Genomic DNA, 24,316 nt, shown 5'->3' on the forward strand with positions numbered 1-24,316 from the left:
TGCATCGCGCCCAATGCAAGGGCCAATGATGATTTTTCCGTTAGTGTAGCCTTTCGGACACATTTTTCACTTTTCAAAGCCCGTGGAGATGGGCTATAAGAAAGTGACTTGACCGTTGCATATGAGCAACTGTCAGGGACTTTACCTCCTTATGAGGCTCCCTTCATCTCTGGCCGGCTGCCACGCGCAGCCGGCTTTCTTTTTTAGATTAGGCGATAATCATTGATCAAACCCGTTGCGGATGCAACGGGTTTCAGGGCGGTCTTTCAGGCCAACCGGATGAACCGTGTCCGCGGGAACAGGTTGCAGCCAGTCAGGACCAAGGCCACGAAGGCCATGATGCCCAGGTTCAGCGGGAACTGGAAAAAGTTCAGATAGCCAGGCGCCAGCATCAACAAGGCCAGGAAGATGTAGAAATGATGGGTCCGGACAAAATCCGGCCCCCGGTCGCGCAGCCGGGTCAGCAGCAGGAACGCCATCAGCACCGATCCAAGGTAGGACCAGTCGGTCAGGCCGAACAGCACCACCCCCGGCACCCCGAAATCGGCATAGGCCAGGATGGGGCCGCCAAAGGCCGGGGTGTGCCCGGCCTCGGCCATACCGGGATAGAACATCTCGTTCAGCAGCGTGGGGCCGTAAACATAGGGCTTGCCCGGCCATAGGCCGCGCGGCACTGCCCCGATGATGTCGGTTGATGCGATCTGACCATAAAACAGGTCGGTCAATCCGTTCTGATAGGCGCGCACAAAATAGGCGCTGTTGGAGTAATAGTCGAAATACAGGAAGATATCGACCAGATCGGCCGAACCAAAGTTAGCCAGCACCGCGGCCGACATCACCAACCCCACCGCCGCGACGGTGGAAATCTTCAGCTTGAAACCGGATATCAGCATGAAGGCAAACGCAGTAACAGTATAGAGTACCAGATAGCCTTTAGACCCAAGCAGAAAGACAAAAGGCAGATAGACCAGCCATGTGGTGATGATGCGCCGCTGGGTGCCGGCCGCAAGCATGGCCAGGATATAGGAAACGGCAATCATCGACACGGACATGGCATAAAATGGCCCTGCCCCGGACCGGTGCAACTGATACCCCGTGCGTGGGCTGAGCAACCAGTTGACCAACCCAAAACTCCAACTGGCAGTGATGACAAACGCCAGCAGAAACACCCCAAAAAACAGCACCGCACAGAGGCGCAGTCGCTGCACCGGCAGAGGACGGAAATGGAACCGGTCAACAAACCGTCCCAACACGTCGTCGCGCGTCAGGTAGAAGACGAGCAGCGCCGCAACGCCGGTTCGCAGGGTGAAATGCAGGTTCTCCAGGAGGATCAGGTACTGATATGTCTGATCAAACACACCATTGTTGAAATGTACCGACGGCCCAGCCAACAACCAGAGCAGCCGCACCGGCAGCAGGGCAAATACGGTGATTGAGTACGGGTTAAGATAGGCAAGACCCAGAAGCCGCGCAAAAAACAGCAGGAACAACGGTTCGAGCCCGAAATTATACAGCAGGTTCAGCGCGAACAGCGCGTCGAAGAAGACGTCCATCATGCCCACGCTTGGTCCGGGTCCGCAGCAGAGAGTTACCTCAGCGATCGCCGGCACGTTAGTGAAGCGATCACCCTTGGTCAAGCCGCACCCCCAGCCCCCGACGGGCCAGCGGAGTCGCGGCGGAGTCGCCCTGACCAGACGGACGCCAGACCCTGAGAATGCCTTGCGTCGGCCACGTTCTGGCCGTTTTACAGGCATTTCATCGTATGCGACCGCGTGGAAGCCGTCCCCCTCGAACACGGGCGAGAGAAAAGTGGTAATCTGTTATAAAGTCGCTTATGTTCGCAGCAGGCATAGTCGACGGGGTGTCGGATGTACTCACATCCTCAACATGGTGGCGGTGAAGAGGTCAAGGAACTGCGCCGGCAGGCGGGGGCTTGGCTGAAAAACCGCCGGACAGAGGTCGGGCTGACCCAGCGTGCGCTGGCGGAGGCTGTCGGTCTTGAATATTACACGATGGTCTCGATGATCGAGGCGGGGCGCGGTCGCATCCCGCCGGACAGCTATTTGGCGTGGGCTGCTGCGCTGCAGATGCAGCCCGCAGAGTTCGTGCGGACCTTGATGCAGTTCTACGATCCGATTACCCATTCTATTCTGTTCGGCGACGCCGGTACCACTTCTCCTTCCGGCTCTGCCGGTGGTGGGGAGCAGGCGGCGCCAAAGTTCCGCGTGGTCTGAACCCGGCACGGGTATAATCCATAGAAGGTATTGAGCCGCCGCCATGGGCGAAATCGTCTCCATCCAGATCGCACAGTTGAAGGCCGCCCGCCCCGAGGCGGCCGACAATACTGCACGCGAACGGATGATGGCCTTGCGCGAACGCCGGGCCGCCTGGGGGCGCGCCATCCGGCAACGGCGGCTGGATCATGGGTTCACCACCCGGTCGCTGGCTGACACGGTTGGTCTACCCAGCCCCACCCTGGTCAGTGCGATTGAAAGTGGCCGTGGCCGCCTCCCTGATGGCGTTCTTGCCGGCTGGGCATTGGCCATCGGCATGGAACCGTCCGATTTCGCCGCCGGCTATCTGTCGGCTTTTGAGCCCGACGCTTTCGCCGCCCTGCGGCCGAGCCAGGAAGAAGGGAGGCCGGCATGAGCGCGTCGGCCGAAATATTCCGCTTCCCCAGCCGGGGTGCGGACAATGCCAGCAAAGGTGCCTGGACCAACCAGGAAATCGCCGACGTTTATCGTTGCCTGGATATGTTTGCCCGCCATGGTCTGGTGGTTGAGGCGGCGTCCGGCTTGTCAGAGGAAGGCGATCCTTGGTTCGCGATTGAGGATGTGTCGTCCGGCGATGCGTTGATCCATATTGCGCGCATTGATGGTTTCTTTGTGGTGCATGTGCTGGACGGCGAGACTTGGTCTGGCGAAACGCTGCGCGCGGCCCTGTCACAGATCGACATGGGCACCTTGCCGGGTACCGATACCGGTGCTGCACATCATGACAACAATGCCGCCGATGGCGATGATGATCGCGACGGCACCCATGCGTTCCTGCGCATTGTCAGCGCTGTGGTGGCGGTGCTGACAGCGGACGTGATCGCCAGCGCCGTCACACACGATGCGGTGGCATCGCCCCTGCCCCCGACCGGTGCGCCAGACGCTGGCGACCACGGCGCCGATGGTAACAAGGCCGTGCTGGATTTGCCAGCCGTGCAGGCCAGCCTGCCGAACGCTGATCGTCAGGACGCGCCATCTGATCCGGCCGCGTCGAACCTAGCCGATAAGCCACTGATGCTGGTGAAGGCTGAAAAGCTGGCGAACGGCACCGATGCGCCCGCAACAGTCACGGCCCCGATGGCCCTGGCCACAGCGCTGCCGTCGGATGCCGTAACCGCTGATAACGCCAAGGCCGAGGAGATTGTCAACACGGCCAAGGCGCAGGCAATCGTCGCCGTGACCGACCATGATGACGGCATCGCCCTGTCCTTTACCGCACGGGGCGGCGACACGGTGCAGGTTTCTTACAATGAAAACGCCTACTTCATGGGGACGGAGAACAAGGCGGATACCTTCCTGATCATTCTGGGCAAGAATGACCGTGAAGTGACGACCAAGGTGGGGAATTTTGAAAAGGGGCAAGATAGTCTGGTGATCGAACAATCCGGCGATTTGGGCACCAGCAGCGCCCTTATCACGGATTTGGGGGTTTTGGTTACCAACGGCGCACAACAGTTGACGGTGATTGGTCAGGCAGCGGCGGAGATCCATCTGTCGGTGCAGACCACTTCGCTGGTCGTTGGAGGTTGAGTGACATGAGTATCGCAGCCCTGGTTACCCTTCTTCCCGGAAGCAATAGCCTGTCGATCGACGAGCTTGCGCTCTATCATGCGATCAATGATCTGCGTCTGGCCAAGGGTCTGACGCCGCTGAAACCGTCGCTCGACCTGACAATCCTGGCAGGTCAGCATGCCACCGATTTCGACACCAATGTCGGCTTTGTCGCCTGGTCGAATGCGACGGTGACGGCGCGGACGGTCCCGTCGCTGCATCATTGGAGTGATGGGCAGAGCTACACAGCCGGCGTCCTGGCCTTGGCTGCTTCCCTCAAACTCACCCTGCCGCAAAGCATCGGTGAGAATGCTGAGGGTCTGCTGGTTGCTAACGCCGGCAGTGATGTGCTGGCAAGCTGGCTCGCCAAGCCAGCAATGACCAGTAATCTGCTGGCCGTGAACTGGGATGCTGTTGGCATCGGTATAGCTGGCAACATGGTTTATGCCACCTTCGGCACTTATACGGATAAGGCCGCCAAGACTGCCGTTGTGCCCATTCTGGGCAGCAATAGTGGTGAGAGCATCCGCACCACGGCCTGGGCTGACAGTATCGCTGCCAGCGGCGGCAACGATGTGATCTTTGGTCTTACCGATGGTGATCGCGTGGATGGCGGTGCCGGCCTGGACCGAATCACCTTGTCCGGTACCGCAGCCAGCTACAAGATTGCGCCGGTCACGGCGGCTGATGGCAGCACGTGGGCCGTCATTACGGGGGCCGAGGGCCAGATCAGTATCCATAATGTGGAATATGTGGAATTCGCCGACCGCGTCATCGACAGCAGCAATTGGGGGGAAAACCTCACCCGGATTCGCTTTGATGATAGTTTCTATGGCCTCCGCAATGTGGATGTGGCGGCTGCGGTGACTGGCGGTGCCATCTCTTCGCTGGAAGATCATTTCTGGTCCTTTGGCGTCAACGAAGGGCGCGACCCCGCTGCCTTTTTTGATACCGACTATTATCTGGCCCGTAATCCCGACATCGTTGCTGCGATGGCGGCCGGGACCGTAACCAGTGCTTTTGAACATTACCTGCTGTTCGGTCAGTTTGAAGGCCGCAACCCCAATGCCTATTTCAACACCGCTGACTATCTGGAACTGAACCCCGACGTGGCTGCCGCCATCAGCGCGGGCCTGGTGGGGTCGGCCATCGATCATTACCTGAATTTCGGGCGGTTTGAAGGGCGGCTGGCCACTGATCAGTTCAGCGAAACGTTCTACTTGGCGCAGAATCCGGATGTAGCGGCTGCCGTCGCCGCCGGTGTGTTTGAGAGCGGGCTCAGCCATTACCGGTTGGTCGGGCAGGTAGAGGGTCGCTTGCCCTTTGATGCGGACGGTATCTTGGGCTGAGCCGGTACGCGGTAACCACCGGCCAGTCTCTACCCTGGCCGCTGCGCGGCGCGGACCCGGAACATGGCGCGTTCAGCCGCCTCCAGCAGCCGTTCGACATTTTTGCCATCTTCCGGGGCCAAGGCTGCCCCCAGGGTGAATTCTGGCGTCTGCACCAGGTCACCGATGACCAGCGGGATCGACAGGGCCAGGCGTAGCCCGTCGGCTCTGACCATCAGGTCAGCCCGCGTCGACAGACCGGGCAGCAGCAAGGCGAATTGTGCGCCGGTCAATCGCCCGATCAGGGTACCCGGCGGCGCCGTGTCGCGCAGACGGGCGGCAAAGGCGGACAGCATGCGGTCACCCATCCCATGACCAAGACTGCTGTTCAAGGTACGCAGCCCCTCCATGCCCAGCAGCAACAACCCGTACTGCCGGTCGCTAACCACCTCTGCCTGTGACAGGAAAGCCGTACGGCTGGCCACGCCGGTCAGAGTATCCCGTTCCGCTTGCTGACGCAGGCTTTCCCCTTCGGTGGCGGCAACCAGTGTCGGAAACAGGCCCGTCCAGCCCAAGGCCCAGGCCAGCGTTGCGGCCAGCAGCCAGGAAGGCATGCGGGTGTCCGCCGCTCCCAAATCCAGCCCCGTGATGAGCAGGTTCAGCCCGCGCCACGCCATCAGCATGGCCAATGTTGCAAACAGCACCCCCAGTCCGACAGCCGGCAGCCAGGACCAGCGTGGCGCCCGCCAGACCAGCGTTAGGGCCGTCGCCATCAGCAGCAGAAAGGCGAAGCCGTCATGCAGACTGATACGCAGCCAGGGGTGGCCAGCGGAAACCAGCATCAGGGCTAGAATGGCCAGGCACAGGGTTACGACTGGCATCCGTCGCCGGGCCGCATCGCCAAAGCCACGCAGCGCCAGGCTGCCATCCAGCATGAACAGCATGGCGGACAGCGTCAGTCCGCAATTGATGGCAATCCCCAAGTCAGGCCGGGCCCATTGCACGGCCGGTGGCAGCAGATAGGCTATGGCCGACAGCAGAGCCGCCATCAGCCATGCGCCCGTTCCCGGCACCCGCGCACGGGCCTGCCACAAGGTTGCTGTCACCAGCAGCGACAGCAATCCGGTGTACCCCAAGCCCAGGCGCAAGGTCGCGATGTCCGCTGCCCCCATGCCACCTCCCTTTTCCTGACATCAGACACACCCGTTAGCCCCGGTGCGTCAAGCCCTTGGCATTGGTCGCTGACAAGAAGCGCAGCACAGACCACAGCCGGCCCGGCCATTATACCGCAACGGCCTGTTGTCATAGCCCCGCACCAGCACCGCCGATCAACCGCCTGGAGCAGGTGGATTGACCGACGCCTTGGCGCGGTTAGGGCGTTGGTGACCACCCGATACCCGCGGCAGCATGAGACACGACCCGCAGGCGGTATTGATCGCCGTCACTGGCGGCGTTGACGGCGAAGATAGGGGAATGATCGTCTTGACCGACTTTCCAGTGCTGCTAGGCCGGAGCCGCCGCCCTCACTTCCCGTACCGCGCCACCACCGGCGCATACAGGTCCCAGACCTGACGATCACGCACCGACCGCAGCAGCTTAACATATTCGGCATGGCTCCAGGCCAACGGGGTGGCGCTGTTGGTGCCTTCGCCCAACTTGTATCCCTTGGGCGACACACCAACGCCGTCCCACACCTGTTCGGGGATCATCAGACCGTCATTGGCGAATTTCTCCATCCCGCGGACATAAGTCATGCGGATGGCATCTAGGTCCGCCGCCGTGACACCGCCCGGCTTGGCATTGGCGCGGGCCAACTCATAGTGCCCCCGCTCGCCGGTGAAAATCGGCCAGACGCGCCCGCGCTGCCCGGGCCCCATGCCGCCGGTCAGCTCACCGGTGCCGTAATTGCCGCCATTGCGGACATCCTCGCCATAGCCGTCATTGCCGTACCGGCGCCAGCCGGGATATGTGGCCGGATCGCCTGCGAAGGTGAACGTGTATTTCACGCGGAAATGGTCGGGGATCGACATATCGTCCAGTTCGCCCAGACTGTCCACAATGCTGTCAGCATTGGGCGCGCGCACACCATAGCGGACCAGTTCCAGGAACCCACCATCCAGATAGACATTTTCGGTCAGGCCCTGCTGCCCATTGGCGGGGTTGACCGGGCCCTTGTCATTGGGATTGTCATTCTGGTTGACGCGCAGGAAGTAGCGGCCATTGCCATAGGTGCCCTGGGTCGTGAACATCCGCGCCTCGATGGCGGCGTTGATCGTATCCGCCGTGGCGCGATAGGTCTTGGCATCCTCAGTCTGGCCCAACTTGTCGGCAATCTCCGCAGCGCTGATCAACCCCGCCACGATAGCGGCGGTTGTGGAAGGCGAATGGCCCGGCTGTTCTTCCCAGCGCTCCTGCTGACTGCTGGGTGGGGTAATGGTGGCCTTGTTCCAGTCCAACCCGATCTTGCCGCCCTTGACCAGGAAGTCCGCCGCCGGCTTCAACATGGCCGGGTACATGGCTTTCAGTGTCGCATCATCCACGACCCCGGCCTGCCAAAGCTTCCATCCCAGCATGATGGGCATGGCCGTCTGATCCAACTGCACGCCCACCCATTCGATGGTACCATCGACATGGGTCTTCTGCAGGAACCAGCCATTGGCGCCCTTATTGCCCTTGGTCTGGGCGGATACCTGCACGGTCGTCAGATAGTTGAAGGCGGCCAGTGGCGTTGCCGTGTCGCCCAGCGCCAGCAGCGCCATGGCGCATTGATAGAAATCGCGCGGCCAGACGGCCTTGTACCCGGTGGCCAGCTTTTCGGTCGACACTGTCTCGCCCCACGGCGCCGACAAGGACGCGATCAGGGCGCCCGCATAGGTCTTATCCTCTTGCGCCTTCAACACCAGGGCCGACACGAAGGCCAGACTGCCCCCGTCCGTCGCCATGGCGGCCAGGTCCTTCAGTGGCGCCAGACCCTGGATGTAATCCTCCCAACCGACAGCCTCTCCCTGACCGTTGAATTTCGCCAACGTGGCGGCATAGCCGGCCTTCAGGGTGGCATCAGCCAGGGCATTGGCGGCGGCACGGTCGGCCCCGAAGGCCACGACCACATCATAGGTCGCCTCCTGACCGGCGGACAGTGCCGGCAGTTCACCCGCCAGCGCGACATTGCCGGCCTTGGTTCCCGTCGTGTCATAGACCGCAAGCGCGCCGCGTTCGCGCAACTGGCTCAACCCGTCCGACGCGCCGACAAAGCCGACGCTGGTCTTCACAAACGGCTTATCCGCCTTGATAACCAGGCTGTGCGTGCCCTCCACGGCGTTCAGCGTACCGCCGACCGTGTCGGCCTTGTCATTGCTGCCCGTCCCCGCCATCTGCGGGTCGGCCAGAAGGACGGGCGTGATCCCCGTCTTCAGCGCGCGGAAAATGGTCCGCACGAACAATGTGTCGCGATCGGGATCGGTGAAGACATGCTTCTCGATCTCATAGCGGCCCTGGCGGTCGCGGTTGACCACCTTGTACGCCAGCGACAGGGGCCGCCCGGCTTCATCCTTGTGCAGATAATCGACCTGGGTGTCCATGTCGTCATATTCGGTATGGACGAAGCCTTCGCCCTTCACGGCGAATTGCAGTTCGCGCAACTGCGCCTCATGGATCATACCCTGCATGGTTTCCGTGATGACGCCACGGGCCAGCGAGAACCAGACCTTGGACACCGGTCCCGTCACACCGCCATCCTGATAGCGGCCCTGCACATAGGCCTCATAGGAGGTGCCGATCCCGTCCTTACCAGCGTAGGAAAAAGTGGGTTTGGCCCCCGGCGCCCCCGGTGCGGTTGCGGCCAGGGCCGTCCCACTCATCAACAAGGCGGCAAGGGTGCCAGTCGCGGTGAGGGCGGCGGCAATGCGCAAGGTCCTGGTCATGTCTCTCCCCAATCCAACCGATTACCGCCCGGACTTCATGGCCGTGGCGTTTGAGGAGAATAGATCGGGTATCACCGCCGACTTTGTCGGCTGAATACGTATGTTGTGCGCTGCGAAGCCGGGCGAAATACGTATGCGGGGGGCCGAAAGCCCCCCTATTTCGTTAGATCCAAGACATAGACCTGCCCGATCTCCACCACCTGTTTGGCACCGGCGATCTGAAAGCCCAGGACGCCCTTGCCGGCATCAAGCGCCATGCTGGACCGCATCTTCACCTGATGCAGTTTCCAATCGGGTCCAACGGAGAGCATGCCATCGCCAAACCCGGCATAGGGGGCGGCATTCTCCTGCATCCGCAGACCAATCCGCCCCATCCCGTCCGGTGTGTCTGCCGATACAGTCCGCGCCCAAAAGGCAACCGTGATGTCGCGGTCGGCTGCGATGGCCGTCACCAGGGGAACGCTGACGCCGATATTGTATGGCTTTTCGTTCGCCACAGGACTGCTGATCCGCATGGCATAGCCGCCGCCGATATCCGGCGTCTGCACCTTGGCATTGGTCTGGCCGGCGCCATAGACGGGCCAGTCGATACTCGCCGGATCGTTCAGCAGCACCCCCGGCAGCCGCTCGGGCACGGGCATGCGGATGGCGGTCGCCCCTCCCCCGCCGCCGGGTGCGGCCGCCATGGCCTTCATGCCCATATCCAGAACGAAGATCTGCCCGATCTCCACCACCTGTTTGGCAGCGGCGACCTGAAAGCCCAGGACCGCCTTGCCGGGATCAACGCTAATGCTGGCCTGTGCTTTCGCCTCGTACATTTTCCACTCAGGCCCGATGGCCAGCATCGTATCCCCAAACCCGCTATAGGGTGCCTCGTTCAATTGCAGGCGCAGGCCCAGCTTGCCCTTGCCGTCGGGCGTGTCGGCTGAAACGGTGCGTGCCCAAAAAGCCACCGTAATGGCCTGCCCCGGCGTGAAGCCGGCTTTCAGGGGCACATTCACGCCAATATTGTGCGCCGCATCCGATGCGACCGGTGATGTCACCTGTAACGCCGCCCCGCCGCCGATGCCCGGCGTCTTGACCCGCTTGTTCTTCTGACCCTGACCATAAACGGTCCAATCCAGTACCGTCGGGTCGTTCATCAGTTTGCCGGGTAATTGCGCCTGCAAAGCCGCCAGTGCCGCCTCGTCGGCGGCAGCATCACCAGGCAACGCAAATCCACTGCCTGCCAGCAGGACAAAAGCCATCGCCGGCAGGACCCAAGACTTCCTGACCATGTTTCCTCCCTTTCCCGGTTCACCGGGTTCTTTACGACGACAGTAAAGCGTTCCTTCGCATGGCAAGCAATCAAAAATGTGAGCGCTATCACAACAACCATAAATTCTTTTTAGTGTATTGATAAATTATAACGCTATCAATGAGTGTGGATTTACCCCTCTGCCTGACCAGCGATTTGTCATACATGTCTACCTGTCGGACAAAATTCCCGACAACGCTGACAATTGTCACCGGTTACCCAGACGCTCCACAATGCAGGCATGGCAGCGGAAGCTCAGCCGGTAATCGCGCATGATGTACATAGCGACCAGGATGCCGACTAGCGGGATCAGGCCCATGACGACCCGCAACCCCGCTTCCGATGATGGTCCCTGGCCCTTGGTGACATCGAATCCATGAAAGACTGCGGCCATCAGCAAGCCGGAAACACCCAGCGCCGCTTTCTGCAGAAAGGCGGCCAGCCCAAAAATTTTCCCCTCATCGCGGCGGCGGAATCGCCATTCACTCCAATCAACCGTATCGGGCAGCATCGCCCAGATACAGACGGCATAGGCCGTATGCCCAACACAAGCGATGGCCAGGGCGGCAAAGCCGCTCCAATAGGACCAATGCGGAATCAGCGCGAATCCAGCGCTCCCCAGGGCGAACAACGCACCGCCCAGCATAAAACCTGTACGTTTCTCCGTTCGCCGGATCAACCACACCCAGAGCGGCACACAGATGACATTGATAATGCCAAACAGCGCCAACGCCTGATCGGCGCGCCCCAGGTCCCCTACGCCATATTTGAAGAAATACAGATAGTTACGGGATTGCAGCGGCACCATGATCTGCGAGATCAGAATACAGAGATAAAGCTGCACCGTCGGACCGCCCCGCCGAACCAGACCCAGGAAACCGGTCAGATCCTGCCACAGGCTGCCCACCGGCGGCTGGCGGCTTTCCGCCATTGGCTGTTCCCGCACAATCAGGAAACACAGGACAAAGGCCACCACCGATAGACCACCAATGATCAGAGCAGCGATCGCATAGCCTTGGGCCCCGTCCAGGCCGGCAAACCGTTTAGCCAGCACCGGCATCAGGGTGGCAACGACAGCACCGCCCAGAAAAGCGAACTGCATGCGCCATCCGGTAAGCGATGTGCGTTCGTCAGCGTCACTGGTCATGCTGGCTGACAGGCTAGAATAAGGGATGGCAACAACCGTATAGGCAGTGCGAAGCAACATATGGGTAGCCAGCCCATACATCACGGCCGCAGGCCCCGTGAAGCCGGGCGCCGTGAAGGCCAGTGCCAGGCAAGCGGCCAACGGCACCGCGCCAAAGAGCAGGTACGGACGATGGCGTCCCCAGCGGCCCCTGGTACGATCAGCAATCAGCCCCATGATTGGATCGGTAACGCCGTCCCACAGGGCCGCAATGAAGAAGGTCACCCCCGCCCAAACGGGCGACAGCCCCATGATTTCGGTCTGGAAAAAGGTCAGGAACAGGCCCATCGCCTGCCAATGCAGGTTTAGGCCGAAATCACCAAGCCCATAGCCAAACTTCCGGCCCAGGCTTACCCTGCCCGCCTTACGCTCCAATGGCTTGTCCTCCCAGGGACGCGCTGGTAGCGGTGGTTTCCACCTGTCCCCAACGCTTCTTGTTGCCCACCACTGAACATGGTTCGAACGCTGCTGCCAAGGCTGTTTACGAAATTACACAATCATACCCGTTTTCCTGTTGCATCGTTACGGGTTTCGGCAGAAAAAGAACCGTTCGTACAAATCAGTGTCGACAGCGTTGTCAATTTCTGCGACATGTCGAGACAAAGCAAAATAATGGGAGGTCGCCTTGGCGCAGTCCGGTCCAATTTCCGCATCCGGGGGGGACAGCACGTTCCCGGTGGCCCGTTCGATGCTGCCCTTCACCTTCATGTTGTTCTTCGTCGTGGGTTTCGTGACCGTGCTGGTCGACCCGCTGGTGGCGAAGTTCAAGGCGGCCTTCAGCCTTGGTTATGCCGAGGCGATGCTGACGCAGTTCTGCTATTTCCTGGCCTATTTCCTGGTCTCGCTGCCGGCCAGTCGGGTGCTTGACCGGGTGGGCTATCTGCGCGGTGCCATTATTGGCTTCGTCACGGTCGGGCTGGGCATCCTGCTGTTCGTTCCCGCTATTGAGATCGGTCAATACTGGGTATTCCTGGCAGCCCTGTTCATCATCGCCACCGGTGTGACGATGATCCAGGTCGTGATGAACCCGTTGACCTCCGGCCTGGGTTCGCCGGAAACGGCCCCCCAGCGTCTGACCCTGGCGCAGGCCTTCAATTCAGTCGCCACCTTCATCGGCCCGCTGCTGGCCGGGGCGATCATCTTTGACGCGGTGACGGAAGTTGTACCCGCCGGGGAAGGCTCCGCCACAACTGCACTGCGCGTTCTGGAAACGCCCTGCATTGTCCTGGCTGGTATGATGTTTGCGGTAGCCGGTCTGTTCTGGTTCCTGCGCGGCAAGGAAACAGTCGTGCGCCGGGAAACCGCCCACTGGCACATGCCGTCCCTGAAGGAAAACCCGCGGCTTGCCTTTGGTGCACTCTGCATCTTCGTCTATGTCGGGGCTGAAGTGGCCATCGGTTCGCTGATGATCAATTATTTGGGCCTGGAGAGCACTCTGGGCCTGACCGAAGAAGAGGCGACCCGATATCTGGCCTTCTATTGGGGCGGAGCCATGGTCGGCCGCTTCATTGGGTCTGCCGCGATGTCAAAAATCGCGCCGTCGAAGGTGCTGGCCTTCTGCGCCATCATGACCACCGCGCTGGCCGCCATCTCCGGCTTCACCACCGGCCCGGTCTCGGCCTACACGGCCATCGCCATCGGCCTGTTCAACTCCATCATGTTCCCCACCATCTTCTCCTTGTCGGTGAAGGACATGGATGATCAGACACCGGCGGCGTCGGGCCTGCTCTGCCTGTCCATCGTCGGTGGGGCGATCATCCCGGTGCTGACCGGCCTGTTTGCCGATGCGACCAACCTGCACCTGTCCATGATCGTGCCGGTGGTCTGCTATCTGGTGATCGTGGCCTTCGGTCTGAAATGCACTAACGGCACGCTGGAGAACGGCTACGGCCGCATCCGCTGACGGATTCATCGGTTGTTTGGGTAGCGGGGACCATACAGTCCCCGCTACCCTTCCACTTTTGGTGGACCCGGCAATCGAATAAGCAGACAATTGCACCGGTTGAACCGGGAGAGACTTCGAACATGGCGCAGTCGCATCGCAAGCCGACGATTAACGACGTCGCGGCCCTGGCCGAGGTGTCGATCAAGACCGTCAGCCGCGTGATGAACAAGGAACCGAATGTCCGCGACGTGGTGCGCCAACGGGTGCAGGCGGCCATCACGCAACTGGGTTATCAGCCCTCGTTATCGGCAAGGTCGCTGGCCGGTGAGCGTTCTTTTCTGATCGGCCATTTCTATGGCGATACGGGCGGCCAATATACCCACGATATCCAGCTTGGCATGCTGAACCGCTGCCGCGCGGCCGGCTATCATCTGCTGATCGAGGAAATCGCCTATAACGCCCCGGATGTGGAGGAGCGTGCGGCAGCATTGGTTAATCAGGTGCGGATGGCCGGCGTGGTCCTGACCCCACCGGTGACCGATAATCCCATCGTGCTGGGTGTTCTACAGCGGGCTGGCGTGCCCTATGTTCGCATCGCGCCCGACCGCGATATCGACACGTCGCCCATCGTCCGTATTGATGAATGGAAGGCAACGCGCGACCTGACGGAACATCTGATCCGCCTGGGCCATACGCGCATCGGGTTCATCAAGGGCAAGGCGCAGCACGCCGCCACCCGCCTGCGCTATGCCGGCTTCTGCGAGGCGCTGGCCGATCACGGCCTGGCGCCCATGCCAGACTTAATCGAGGTGGGCGAATTCAACTACGCCTCCGCCCTGCCGGCGGCCACACGCCTGCTGGAACGGGCCGACCGTCCCACCGCCATCCTGGCATCAAACGACGAAATGGCCGCCGCCACACTGGCGGTGGCGCATGGCATGGGCATTACCGTGCCTGAACAGCTTTCCGTGGTCGGCTTTGACGACATGCCGATTGCCAGCATGGTCTGGCCGCAATTGGTGACCATCCGCCAACCTGTGATCCAGATGGCCGAGGCCGCGGCCGATATTCTTCTGGAACTGATCAAGCGCAAGGATGCGGGCGTGTGGGAAAACCCGATGCCGCATCGGCAACTCGATCACGCCCTGATCGTCCGCGGCTCCACGGGACCGGCCCCCGGTGCGCCGGGGGCCGCACTGCGAACCAAACGCAGCGCCTGATCACCCCTTCGCCTCATCTGCCTGCCTGGAACGACTCGCATGACCGACGGTACCGCCCCCTTCCTGATCGCCGATATCGGTGGCACCAATGCCCGCTTCGCCCTGGTAGGGCCAACTGGCGCGCCCTTTAACGAAAAGGTGCTGCGCTGCGCGGACTACCCCACCCTGCAGGATGCGGCCCTGGCCTATCTGACGATGCAGGATCTGGTAGGCAAGGTTCACGCCGCCACCTTTGCTGTCGCCTCCCCCGTCACAGGCGACCTGATCCGCATGACCAATCTGGCCTGGGAATTCTCGATCAGGGCCGTGGCCCAGGATCTTGGTTTCGCGCGCCTTGACCTGATCAATGATTTCACCGCTGTCGCACTCGGCATCCCGGAACTGACCCCGGATGATTACACCCAGGTGGGGGAAGGCGAACCCGTCGCGGGCGCCCCTATCGCCGTGTTAGGCCCCGGTTCTGGTCTGGGTGTGTCTGCCTTGGTGCCGGACAGTGCCGGCCATTTCACGGCGCTGGCGACCGAGGGCGGGCATGTCACCATGGCCCCCATCACCGACCGTGAAAGTGCCGTGCTGGCGCAACTGCGCAAACAGTTCGAACATGTCTCGGCCGAACGGCTTGTCTGCGGACCTGGCCTTGTGAACCTTTATGAAACGCTCTGTTTTCTGGACGGGGTGGACCATGAGAAACTGACCGCCGCCGACATCTCCGATCGGGCGGTGGGCAAGCGCGACGCGATTTGTGTTGAAGCGCTGGACATGTTCTGCGCCATGCTGGGGGCGGTCGCGGGCAATCTGGCCCTGTCGCTGGGCTCTCGTGGCGGCGTCTTCATTGCCGGCGGCATCATCCCGCGCTTCATGGGCTGGTTCCAGCACAGTCGCTTCCGCAAGCGCTTCGTAGAAAAGGGCCGCATGCGCGCCTTCCTCGGCCCGATCCCGACCTATGTTGTCACCCATCCCTACCCGGCTTTTCTGGGCCTTGCCGCGCATGTGCGGAGGGTCGGGCGCTAAGTGTGTGACGGGGGTGTGTGACGTCACACCCCCCCTTTTGATCTGAACCCTGCGCGGTGCCGCCCTTAACCCGCAACTCCCATCGACACAATGAACATCACAAAAAGTACACTGGTAGCCAGCGTAATGAACAGCAAAGCCACCGTCCGCCACAGCGCACTAAAAATTGACAGGCGATAGGTGCCGCGCAGGTGAAAGAACATATGCAGCGGCGGGGCCAGCAAGATCAGGAACGCGATCACCCCTTCCCATGTCGGTGCAAATTTGATCACCAGCGAGAGGGTGATAAACAGTAGTGACATGAAGGACAGGGAATAAAGCGAGAAGATGGCATGATCATACATGGCCACGCCGCGTTTCCAGAAGAACAGTAGCCACAGGAACGGCAGTGAGATGGGAATCAGTATCCAGGAGAACTTATAGGCCGTGTTCTGCATCTTGTAGAGTAGCAGTTCCGGGTTCTTCAGTTTCTTCTTGATCTTCTCCTCAAGCTCAGGGTTGCCGATATTGATGTCCAGATCCTCACCCAGATTCCGGGTCAGGACATCTGACAGGTTCTCCGTGGTGACCGGGCCATTGGTCACAACCTTGGGCAGATCGGGGGCGGTCGGCGGCTCGCCCGGCTTGGGCGGGGTGGGCGGTACAATGGCAACGCCGGCCGCTGCCAGGGCGGCATCCATAGCCTCGATTGATTTCAACGCCGTTTCCAGGCGCCGCTGCGCCTTGTCGCGCTGCCTTGTCTCCGCTGTGACGTCTTCGCCCGTGCTGAGCGCCTGGGCCAGTTCCGCCTCTGCCTCTGCCAGATCGGCCCGCGCTTCCTCCAGTCCCTGCCGAGCTTGGGCCAGCGCCTCTTGCTGCTGCGCGACCGGAAGGGCAACCGGGACATTGGTGGTGACGCCCAGGAGCGAAAAGCTCATGAACATCAGGAACACAGAAAACAAGAACATGGCCATGGGCGTCACATATCGCGCGCGGTGACCATGGATGTAGTCATAGGTCAACTTGCCCGGCCGAAAGGCCAGTAACGGCAAAGTACGCCAGGCTTTACTATCGAAATGCAGGATGCCGTGGAAGAACTCCTCCACGATATGCAGCATGGACCGGTGAAGATGACCGGCCTGTCCACAAGCATGACAGAAATCACCGGTCAGAACCGTGCCGCAATTGGCGCAGACCCCATGTGCCCCGTGCCCATGCTTGCCGCTTTCGCCCTCAATGGCCGCCGCCGCCATGCCAGCCGTGGCCATGGCGCCCACAGATTCGATCCCGTCGCTCATGCAACCCCCCGTCCCCACGCAAGCGCAGGGTGCCAGGGAAACCCTATGAAGATCAAGGACAAGCGTGGGGCCACGCCGGTCTCATCACCGATCAGCTCACCTTAGGGTCCAGTTCAACCTCCTGCCCTTCACGCAGCCGTTCAGCCCCCCGCACGATGGTGCGGTCGCCGTCGCGGATATCGCCTGTCACCTGCACCCAATCGCCGATGCTGGTGCCGGTCTTCACGGCCACACGCTCAGCCTTGTTCTGGGCATTGACCCGGAAAAGCCAGGTTCCGTCCCCGCGCAGCACCAGGGCGTCGCGATGGACGGCCACCACCTGTTCGGCGGTGGCCGAGGGCAGGCCAACCTTGACCGCGGACCCGACGATCCAGTTTGCCTCCCCGCGCGGCAGAGCCACCCGGACCTGGAACGTGCGCGACTGCGCCTCACCGATGCCGATGATGCGCGTCACCTTACCCTGGGTGGGCTGACCTTCGATATCCAGGGAAACACTGATCCCCTCGCTTAGATGCCGGGCGATGGAAACGGGGGCCTGGGCCCGCACCTCTATCTGGTCGACGGCCACCAGACGGGCCACCTTCACGCCGGGGGCGGAAAATTCACCGACCTCCAGCATACGCTCCGCCACCTGTCCGGCAAACGGTGCTTTCACGACGGTGCGCTCGATTTCCAGGGCGGTGCGGTCGCGGCTGGCCTGGGCACGGATCAGATCCTGGGCCAGCACGTCGCGGCGGCTGTTGGCCTCCTCCAGCTTGACAATGGTGGCCGTGCCGCGCTCGGCCAACTGACGCTGTCGCTCCAGCTCGCGCTCCTGGAAGGCCAACTGGCTTTGCAGGCTCTTGATCTGCGCCTCATACTGGCGCAGTTCCAGGCGCAGCAGCCGGTCATCGACCCGCGCCAGGGCCTCGCCCGCCGCCAGCTTGGTGCCGGCCTCGGCCACCCAGGTAACGCGACCTGACACTTCCGCTGCCACATCGGCATCCTGGCGCGACATCACACTGCCCGGCACCTGCAGCACAGGCGCCATCTGCCGCAGGCTGGCCATCTCGACCTTCACCTTGGCCGCGGGCGGCGGCGGTGCCTGCTGTGCCGATGCCGGCAGGGCGAGCGTACCGATCAGCAGGGCGGCGGCGATCTGATGCGCGATACAGCGGGTCATGGCGATATCCTCAAACAAGGTTTACTGCATCCTTGTAATCAAAACCCCGTTACCTGCGGGTTTCGAACTGTAACGGGTGTGTAAAGGCAAAGAAGAGGCGAGGGTGATCATTCTGCCGCATCCGGACCTGCACCCTTATGTGACCTCCATCCGTTCGTCGGTCGCATAAGCAATGCGCATATAACAAACCTCGCCCGTCACTCCGCCGCCAGCCGCGTGACTTTCTGGCCATAATCGGGCTCCGGTTCCTCCACAGCCTGGCGGTCCTTCTCACCCATACGCAGCAGGGCCGGCAGCAGCAGCAGGGTAAAGACCGTTGAAACAGCCAAACCACCGGTGAGGACAGCCGCAATACCGCGATAGATGACACTGCCCTCCCCTGGCACCACGATCATGGGCGCCATACCGGCCACGGTCGTCAGGGTACCCATGAAAATCGGCTGAATTCGCGAACGCAGGGCCTGATGCACAGCCTCCGCCCTGCCCTTGCCTTCCGCCTCGCACAGACGCGTTTCATCGACCAGCAGGATGGCATTATTGACGACAATACCCAGCAGGATGATGAAGCCAATCATGGTCAGCAGATCCAACGGCTGGAACGTGAACAGATTGGTCAGGTCCAGTAACGCCAGCCCGCCAACGGTGGCCAGCGGGATGGACACCATCACCATGGCGCTGTGTTTGACCGACTTGAAGGTCAAGGCCATCAGCAGGAACAGCAGGCCCAGGGCAATCACGAAATTCTTGCCCATGGCGGCCACCGTGGCATCCAGACGATCGGCCGAGCCGCCATAGCGCAATGTGCCGTCAGCCGGCAGCAACGCGCGGAGCTGCGGTTCGATATCCCGCCGCAGCATGGTCATCACATCCTCCAGCGCGATATTCTCTCCGGGCTGCAGGTTCAAGGTGATGGTGCGGCGTCCATCAACACGGGTGATGCTGGACGGGCCCACCTCCCGCGTTACTGTCACAAGCTGGCCCAGCGGCACAACCGTGCCCGACGGGGTCGCCACCGGCACCTGTTCCAGTTCCTCCGGACCCGTCCAGGCGGGCGACCGCAGGATGATGTCCAGCCGGTTCTGCCCGTCAAAATGCTCACCCAGCCACAGACCATCGCCCAGCGCGCGGACCGCCTGACCCACCTGCACACGGGTCCAGCCCACCTCGGAGATGCGGCGGTCATTGGGGATGACGGTCAACTGCGGCTGCGCCATCTCCGGGTTGGGATTGGACCAGGATTGCACATCGGGCAGCTTTTCGCGCAGCAGGGCCAGCCCCTTGGCTGCCGCCTCCGACAGACCGGCCGCGTCCGACGATTGCAGGAGGATGGAGACATTACCTTCCGCGCCTAAGCCCCCAAACAGGTTGCCGCGATTGGTGAAACCCTGCACATCCGGGAAACCGGCCAGGATCTCGTTCTTCACGATGCCCATCATCTCGTCCAGCTTGGTGTCGTCTTCCAGACGCACCGCGATGGACCCGCCGCCGGGCCAGCCCAGGACATAGAAATTCTTGGCCTTGGGCAGTTTCTCGCCCGTGTAATAGGGCATGAACCGGTCCACGATGACCTTCGCCACCTCCTCGCGCGACAGATCGACCGAGGTGCCGACGGGGAAGTTCAGGAAGGCATCGACCGAGTCACGCTTCACCGGCGGCAGGTACGACATGGACGGGAACAGCAGATAGGACCCGCCCAGCGACAGGGTCACCAGACCCGCGACCACGGCGGCGCGGCGTCTGTTGGTGTTGGTCAGATCTATGATCTTCAGCGACAGCCATTCCACCCAGCGCGCCTCACCGGCCATACGTGGCGTCATCTTCATCAGCTTGGCGGCGGCCACGGGAAGCACTGTGGCACAGACAATCAGGCTGATGGTGACGCCCACGGCGATGGTCAGGGCGAGATCGGCGAAAATCTGCCCCTCGACCTCACGCATGAACACGATAGGGACAAAGGTGATGACCGTGGTGGCCGTACTGGCGAACAGGGCCTTGATCACGCGCCGGGTGCCCTCATGGCTGGCCTCATCATTGCCCATGCCCCGGTCACGCATGCGGACGATGTTTTCCAGAACAACAATGGCGCTGTCGATCACCATACCGACCGCAAAGGCAAGTCCTGCCAGGGAGATGACATTAATCGACCGGCCCGTGATGGCCAATACGGCGAACAGCGACAGAAGCGAGATAGGAATGGTCATGGCGACCAGCAGGGTCAACTGCGTGCGTCGCAGGAACAGCCACAGCACGCCAACCGCCAACAGGATACCCGACAGAAGATTGCCGGTCAGCAGGCCGATGGCACTCTCGATATAGACGGACGGGTCAAAGCTCTGATTATTGGTCAGGCCCTTTTCCTTCATCTCGCCATCGCGCAACTCGGCCATCAGTTCCTTGACCTCGGTCAAGGTGGCCAGAACATTGGCGCCTTCGCGGCGGATGACGCGCAACCCGATGGCCTCGTTGCCATTTTGGAAGGCGTATTGCCACTGCCGGCCCAGTTGCACCTTGACCTCGGCCACATCGCCCAGCTTGACCGGGCGGCCATCGCGCCATTCCAGCACCAGGTCGCTGAACTGTTCCGGCTTGAACCGGCCCTTGTAGCGGACGGTGTAAATGCGCCGACCATCATCGACAAAGCCGCCCGTGACATCCTGCGCCCGGCCCACCAGACCCGACACAGTGGGGATCGTGATGCCATACTGCGCCATCTTGAACGGGTCGAAGATGATCTGCACTTCCTGTTGCGGTGCCTCGGCCTGCCCGCCGAAATCCACCCGCGCCACGCCCTCGATCGCCTCGATCCGGGGGATCACATCCTCGATGATGTAATGATACTGGTCGGTCAGGACGCCCGGCGTGCCCGGCATCTTCTGCACAAAATAATAGATCAGGGTCTCATTGGCGTTACCACCGCCATCACCCCCGCCCATGATCAGGCGCGGCGGATCGGCATCGGCGGGGCGCGAGGGGATGCGGTTCAACCGGCTGATGACATCCAGCATTGTCTGCTGCATGTCGGTCTTGGCATCAAACTCCAGACTGACAAAGGCACCGCCAGGATTGGCAAAGCCCTGCATCTCCGTGACGCCGGTCAGGCCCTTCATCACCTCTTCGATGGGTTCAAGGATTTCGCTTTCCACCTCCTGCGGCGATGCGGCACGCCAGGAGGCCTCTATGCCCAGCGTCGGCTGCTTGATTTCCGGGAACAACTGGACCGGCAATGTCAGCGCCGACCAGATCCCCAAACCCAACACCAACAGCACCGCGACCGCCAAGGCCGCCGGATTGCGCAAACCCAGCCTGATGACATCCATGACCAACCTCTGTCCATTTGGGACATGCGGAAACGCGGTTACGGTCGTCCGACAAACCGACCCGCCATGGCGCCACCATAGGCGCGAGCGTGTAACCTGTCCGTTGGGCTTGGTTAATGGATGGTAGGGAATTGTAACGGGATGTTACAGGCGGCGGGGGAGCAGGCGCCATCCCATGGCGGGAGCAGCATGCCGGCAAGGCGCCTAGCTCAACCCCAACACCCGTTCCACCACCCTTTCCAGGATGTCTGTTGCCGCGATCAGTTCATCCAAGGGTACAAACTCATTGGCCCTATGACCCTGCCAGCCGGCACCCGGCCCAAAATTGACAATCTCGATGCCGTCATCGGCGAAGTAGCGGCCATCGCTGGCCCCGGTATCTTTCAGGAACCGGGCCGGTGCCCCCGTTACCCCCGCAATCGCCGCACATAGCGCACTCACCAGCGGCCCCTCATGGGGCGCACGAAAGCCGTTGGTGCCGGTCAGCAGGCGGCAGGACAAATGCTCGGCCTCGGGATGTGCCATCACCAGCGCCTCAATCTCGGCAAAGGCCTCGACGATCTTCTCCTCGGGCAGCAGGCGGCGGTCGATCTCCACGCGTGCCAGATTGGGCACGACATTGGTGTTCTCCCCGCCCCGGAAGATACCGATATTCATGGTCGATTGCTGCTCGCCCACCCGGCGATCCTGCAACCGTGCCGTCATCACACCATCAATATGGGTCATCACCCGCATCAGGCGCAGGATGGCATTGTCGCCTGCCGCCGGGTTGCCGGCATGGGCCGAAAGCCCCCGCGCCGTTACCTCCACCCACATCACGCCGCGCTCCGCCGTGATCAACTGGTTTTCCGTCTGCGTGCCGACCACCAGCATGTCGGGCTTCACCGCCCCAATCTCACGCAGGTAAAAGGCCCCGTCCGGCCCCAAATTCTCCTCATCCCCGCAGAAGGTGAAGATGATCTTGCCGCGCGCCGGTCCACCCCGCCGCGCCACCTGTTCGGCCAGCCAGAGCTGTGCCGCCATCGACCCTTTGCAGTTGCCCGCCCCCAGCCCGTGGACCCGGCCCTCGATGACGGTCGCCACCAGTGGCTCTGTCTCCCACATGGCGCGTTCGCCAATGCCTACGGTGTCGGCATGAGCGTTGAACATCAGGGTGGGTCCTGGTAACGCCCCGTCCCACTCCGCCACCACATTGGCGATCTGTGGCCGGTCACGGTGCAACACCTGCACCTTGTAGCCCACCTTTTCCAGCCGGTCGGCGGCATAGGCACAGATGGCCGCCGTATCCCCCGGCGGAAAGGTACTGGGAATGGCAATCAGGTCGGACAGGATGGAAAGGACCGGATGGGTCATGGTGGAGGAACCTGAGGAGCAGGAGGGCCGTAATTTTTGCCTTCCCGGCGACGGCCGGGACCCAGGGGCCACACGCCCAACCTACCAGCAGCTTTGATCGATGCTGCGGTAAGGTTTGATCCCCTGGGCCCCGGCCTTCACCGGGAAGGCGGTTAGTGCAAGAGGAATGGGACCGCCTACCCCGCCAACCGCGCCAGCGTTTCCGCCAGCACCGCCGCCCCGGCATGGCAATGTTCGGGGCTGGCATACTCCACCTCATTATGGCTGATCCCATCCCGGCAAGGGATGAAGATCATGCCCGTGGGGCAGCGCGGCGCCATGAATTTGGCGTCGTGATTGGCGCCCGACGGCATGTCACGGCTGGCATAGCCCAACCCTTCCGCCGCCTCGCGCACAGCATCCACCACGCCCGCGTCGAAATCCACGGGCGCCGTCGTACTGGTCTCCTTGACCACCACCTCACAGGGGCTGGCCAGGGAATGGATCAGCGGCGCCACCTGATCCCCGCGCTCCTTCACCAATTTTGCGTCAGGATGACGGAAGTCGATGGTGAAGATCACCTTGCCGGGCACGGTATTGGGCGAACCGGGCAGCACCTCAAACCGGCCGAACGTGCAGCGGATAACATCATCCGGGTCATACATCAGCTCGTTCAGCGCATTGACCATTTTCAGGGCCGTCTGGAACGCATCCTTGCGGGCGCCATGGGGCGTGGTGCCGGCATGGGCCTCCTGGCCCGTCACCTCCACCTGGAACCAGCGGCTACCCTGGATACCCTGCACCACGCCGATGGTCTTGCCCTCGGCCTCCAGGCGCGGCCCCTGCTCAATATGCGCCTCAACATAGGCGGCGGCCGGCGATCCGAAATCGCGCACCGGCATGGCAGGCGCCAGGGCCAGCGTCTCGGCCAGCGCGTCACGCACGCTCACCCCTTTCGCATCGGTACAGGCCAGGACCATCTCCAGATCCATCTTGCCCGCAAATAAGGCCGATCCCATGCAATAGGGCTGGAAACGCGACCCTTCCTCATTGGTCCAGGCCACCACCTCCACCGCATGCTTGGTCACGGCACCTGCATCCTCCAGCGCCTCCAGCACCTCAAACCCCGCCAGCACGCCGTACACGCCGTCATAGCGTCCGCCCGTTGGCTGGCTGTCCAGGTGGCTGCCCGTCATCACGGGCGGCAGGGTCGGGTCGCTGCCTTCGCGGCGCACATACAGGTTCCCGATCCCATCGGTGGACACCGAAAATCCGCGCGCCGTGGCCCAACGGGTCAGCAGGGCACGGGCCAAGCCATCCTCACGGCTCAGCGCTTGGCGATTGACCCCACCCTTCTCCGTCGCCCCAATCTTCGCCATATCGGCCAGCCGTTGCGCCAACCGATCCCGGCTGACAAGGGCGGCGATAGAACCGAAGGACCGGTTGCTCGGATAGGTCATGCGTGGGAATCCCTGTTCAAGATCGTTTGTTTCACGGGGACGTTTCCGCCCCAGAACAAAATGTTGCATCGCATCATTGTTCTGTAAAGCGACTTGA

At 61.8% G+C, this 24,316-nt stretch carries 17 protein-coding genes; 7 read left to right on the forward strand and 10 right to left on the reverse strand.

Annotated elements, in window-relative coordinates; translation table 11 throughout:
• Positions 1-266 precede the first annotated feature (266 nt).
• Entirely contained in the window at positions 267-1,556 is a 1,290-nt protein-coding gene (locus tag CHU95_RS22585) for a hypothetical protein (RefSeq protein WP_094458188.1), read from the reverse strand.
• A gap of 312 nt (positions 1,557-1,868) precedes the next feature.
• Here CHU95_RS22585 and CHU95_RS20380 point away from each other — a divergent pair, with 312 nt between their 5' ends.
• The 4 genes from CHU95_RS20380 to CHU95_RS20395 are packed head-to-tail and all read left to right on the forward strand — an operon-like array spanning position 1,869 to position 5,173.
• Positions 1,869-2,234 (forward strand): helix-turn-helix domain-containing protein, encoded by a 366-nt coding sequence (locus CHU95_RS20380; RefSeq protein ID WP_094458189.1) that lies wholly within the window; start codon positions 1,869-1,871, stop codon positions 2,232-2,234.
• Between the two features lie 43 nt (positions 2,235-2,277).
• Positions 2,278-2,649: a helix-turn-helix domain-containing protein gene (locus CHU95_RS20385; RefSeq protein ID WP_094458190.1), complete on the forward strand. Its 372-nt coding sequence runs from the start codon at positions 2,278-2,280 to the stop codon at positions 2,647-2,649.
• Positions 2,646-3,803 carry a hypothetical protein gene (locus CHU95_RS20390; protein ID WP_094458191.1) on the forward strand — a complete coding sequence of 386 codons (1,158 nt, stop codon included), beginning with the start codon at positions 2,646-2,648 and terminating at the stop codon, positions 3,801-3,803. Before CHU95_RS20385 ends, CHU95_RS20390 begins: the two co-directional genes overlap by 4 nt.
• Positions 3,804-3,808: 5 nt before the next feature.
• Positions 3,809-5,173, forward strand: coding sequence for a CAP domain-containing protein (locus tag CHU95_RS20395; RefSeq protein ID WP_094458192.1), 1,365 nt, complete (start codon positions 3,809-3,811; stop codon positions 5,171-5,173).
• A 29-nt stretch (positions 5,174-5,202) separates the two neighbouring features.
• On the opposite strand, the gene CHU95_RS20400 is transcribed toward CHU95_RS20395, so the two are convergent.
• The 4 genes from CHU95_RS20400 to CHU95_RS20415 all read right to left on the reverse strand — a co-directional run bounded on the left by CHU95_RS20400 (position 5,203) and on the right by CHU95_RS20415 (position 11,930).
• Positions 5,203-6,324 carry a diguanylate cyclase domain-containing protein gene (locus CHU95_RS20400; protein WP_094458193.1) on the reverse strand — a complete coding sequence of 374 codons (1,122 nt, stop codon included), beginning with the start codon at positions 6,322-6,324 and terminating at the stop codon, positions 5,203-5,205.
• A 351-nt stretch (positions 6,325-6,675) separates the two neighbouring features.
• Positions 6,676-9,072: a glucan 1,4-alpha-glucosidase gene (locus tag CHU95_RS20405; protein WP_207762564.1), complete on the reverse strand. Its 2,397-nt coding sequence runs from the start codon at positions 9,070-9,072 to the stop codon at positions 6,676-6,678.
• A 155-nt stretch (positions 9,073-9,227) separates the two neighbouring features.
• Positions 9,228-10,349, reverse strand: a complete 1,122-nt coding sequence (locus CHU95_RS20410; protein ID WP_094458194.1) for a hypothetical protein — start codon at positions 10,347-10,349, stop codon at positions 9,228-9,230.
• A 228-nt stretch (positions 10,350-10,577) separates the two neighbouring features.
• The gene (locus tag CHU95_RS20415) at positions 10,578-11,930 is read right to left on the reverse strand and encodes an MFS transporter (protein ID WP_094458195.1); all 1,353 of its coding nucleotides are present in this window, start codon (positions 11,928-11,930) and stop codon (positions 10,578-10,580) included.
• A 250-nt stretch (positions 11,931-12,180) separates the two neighbouring features.
• Between CHU95_RS20415 and CHU95_RS20420 the strand changes: the two genes are divergently transcribed.
• The 3 genes from CHU95_RS20420 to CHU95_RS20430 all read left to right on the forward strand — a co-directional run bounded on the left by CHU95_RS20420 (position 12,181) and on the right by CHU95_RS20430 (position 15,671).
• On the forward strand, positions 12,181-13,458 hold the full coding sequence (locus CHU95_RS20420; protein ID WP_133065601.1) for a sugar MFS transporter: 1,278 nt from the start codon (positions 12,181-12,183) through the stop codon (positions 13,456-13,458).
• Between the two features lie 122 nt (positions 13,459-13,580).
• A complete protein-coding gene (locus CHU95_RS20425; RefSeq protein ID WP_094458197.1) occupies positions 13,581-14,660 on the forward strand; it encodes a LacI family DNA-binding transcriptional regulator in 1,080 nt (359 codons plus the stop codon).
• 39 nt (positions 14,661-14,699) lie between these two features.
• Positions 14,700-15,671, forward strand: coding sequence for a glucokinase (locus CHU95_RS20430; RefSeq protein ID WP_094458198.1), 972 nt, complete (start codon positions 14,700-14,702; stop codon positions 15,669-15,671).
• A 65-nt stretch (positions 15,672-15,736) separates the two neighbouring features.
• On the opposite strand, the gene CHU95_RS20435 is transcribed toward CHU95_RS20430, so the two are convergent.
• The 5 genes from CHU95_RS20435 to CHU95_RS20455 all read right to left on the reverse strand — a co-directional run bounded on the left by CHU95_RS20435 (position 15,737) and on the right by CHU95_RS20455 (position 24,219).
• A complete protein-coding gene (locus CHU95_RS20435) occupies positions 15,737-16,948 on the reverse strand; it encodes a DUF3667 domain-containing protein (RefSeq protein WP_094458199.1) in 1,212 nt (403 codons plus the stop codon).
• 91 nt (positions 16,949-17,039) lie between these two features.
• The gene (locus CHU95_RS20440; RefSeq protein ID WP_133065602.1) at positions 17,040-18,110 is read right to left on the reverse strand and encodes an efflux RND transporter periplasmic adaptor subunit; all 1,071 of its coding nucleotides are present in this window, start codon (positions 18,108-18,110) and stop codon (positions 17,040-17,042) included.
• A gap of 197 nt (positions 18,111-18,307) precedes the next feature.
• Entirely contained in the window at positions 18,308-21,427 is a 3,120-nt protein-coding gene (locus CHU95_RS20445) for an efflux RND transporter permease subunit (RefSeq protein ID WP_094458201.1), read from the reverse strand.
• Positions 21,428-21,631: 204 nt separating this feature from the next.
• Positions 21,632-22,780: a M20 family metallopeptidase gene (locus CHU95_RS20450; RefSeq protein WP_094458202.1), complete on the reverse strand. Its 1,149-nt coding sequence runs from the start codon at positions 22,778-22,780 to the stop codon at positions 21,632-21,634.
• Positions 22,781-22,956: 176 nt separating this feature from the next.
• A complete protein-coding gene (locus tag CHU95_RS20455; RefSeq protein WP_094458587.1) occupies positions 22,957-24,219 on the reverse strand; it encodes a Zn-dependent hydrolase in 1,263 nt (420 codons plus the stop codon).
• Between the last annotated feature and the right edge of the window lie 97 nt (positions 24,220-24,316).

Origin of the sequence: Niveispirillum lacus (assembly GCF_002251795.1) — a bacterium.
Taxonomy (GTDB): Bacteria; Pseudomonadota; Alphaproteobacteria; order Azospirillales; family Azospirillaceae; genus Niveispirillum; species Niveispirillum lacus.

Excerpts from the sequence above, each read along its gene's own strand:
- CHU95_RS20405 (WP_207762564.1), bottom strand. The coding sequence starts at position 9,072 with ATGACCAGGACCTTGCGCATTGCCGCCGCCCTCACCGCGACTGGCACC.
- CHU95_RS20380 (WP_094458189.1), top strand. The coding sequence starts at position 1,869 with ATGTACTCACATCCTCAACATGGTGGCGGTGAAGAGGTCAAGGAACTG.
- CHU95_RS20435 (WP_094458199.1), bottom strand. The coding sequence starts at position 16,948 with ATGAGCGACGGGATCGAATCTGTGGGCGCCATGGCCACGGCTGGCATG.
- CHU95_RS20430 (WP_094458198.1), top strand. The coding sequence starts at position 14,700 with ATGACCGACGGTACCGCCCCCTTCCTGATCGCCGATATCGGTGGCACC.
- CHU95_RS20425 (WP_094458197.1), top strand. The coding sequence starts at position 13,581 with ATGGCGCAGTCGCATCGCAAGCCGACGATTAACGACGTCGCGGCCCTG.
- CHU95_RS20440 (WP_133065602.1), bottom strand. The coding sequence starts at position 18,110 with ATGACCCGCTGTATCGCGCATCAGATCGCCGCCGCCCTGCTGATCGGT.
- CHU95_RS22585 (WP_094458188.1), bottom strand. The coding sequence starts at position 1,556 with ATGATGGACGTCTTCTTCGACGCGCTGTTCGCGCTGAACCTGCTGTAT.
- CHU95_RS20410 (WP_094458194.1), bottom strand. The coding sequence starts at position 10,349 with ATGGTCAGGAAGTCTTGGGTCCTGCCGGCGATGGCTTTTGTCCTGCTG.
- CHU95_RS20390 (WP_094458191.1), top strand. The coding sequence starts at position 2,646 with ATGAGCGCGTCGGCCGAAATATTCCGCTTCCCCAGCCGGGGTGCGGAC.
- CHU95_RS20450 (WP_094458202.1), bottom strand. The coding sequence starts at position 22,780 with ATGACCCATCCGGTCCTTTCCATCCTGTCCGACCTGATTGCCATTCCC.
- CHU95_RS20455 (WP_094458587.1), bottom strand. The coding sequence starts at position 24,219 with ATGACCTATCCGAGCAACCGGTCCTTCGGTTCTATCGCCGCCCTTGTC.
- CHU95_RS20395 (WP_094458192.1), top strand. The coding sequence starts at position 3,809 with ATGAGTATCGCAGCCCTGGTTACCCTTCTTCCCGGAAGCAATAGCCTG.
- CHU95_RS20400 (WP_094458193.1), bottom strand. The coding sequence starts at position 6,324 with ATGGGGGCAGCGGACATCGCGACCTTGCGCCTGGGCTTGGGGTACACC.
- CHU95_RS20445 (WP_094458201.1), bottom strand. The coding sequence starts at position 21,427 with ATGGATGTCATCAGGCTGGGTTTGCGCAATCCGGCGGCCTTGGCGGTC.
- CHU95_RS20385 (WP_094458190.1), top strand. The coding sequence starts at position 2,278 with ATGGGCGAAATCGTCTCCATCCAGATCGCACAGTTGAAGGCCGCCCGC.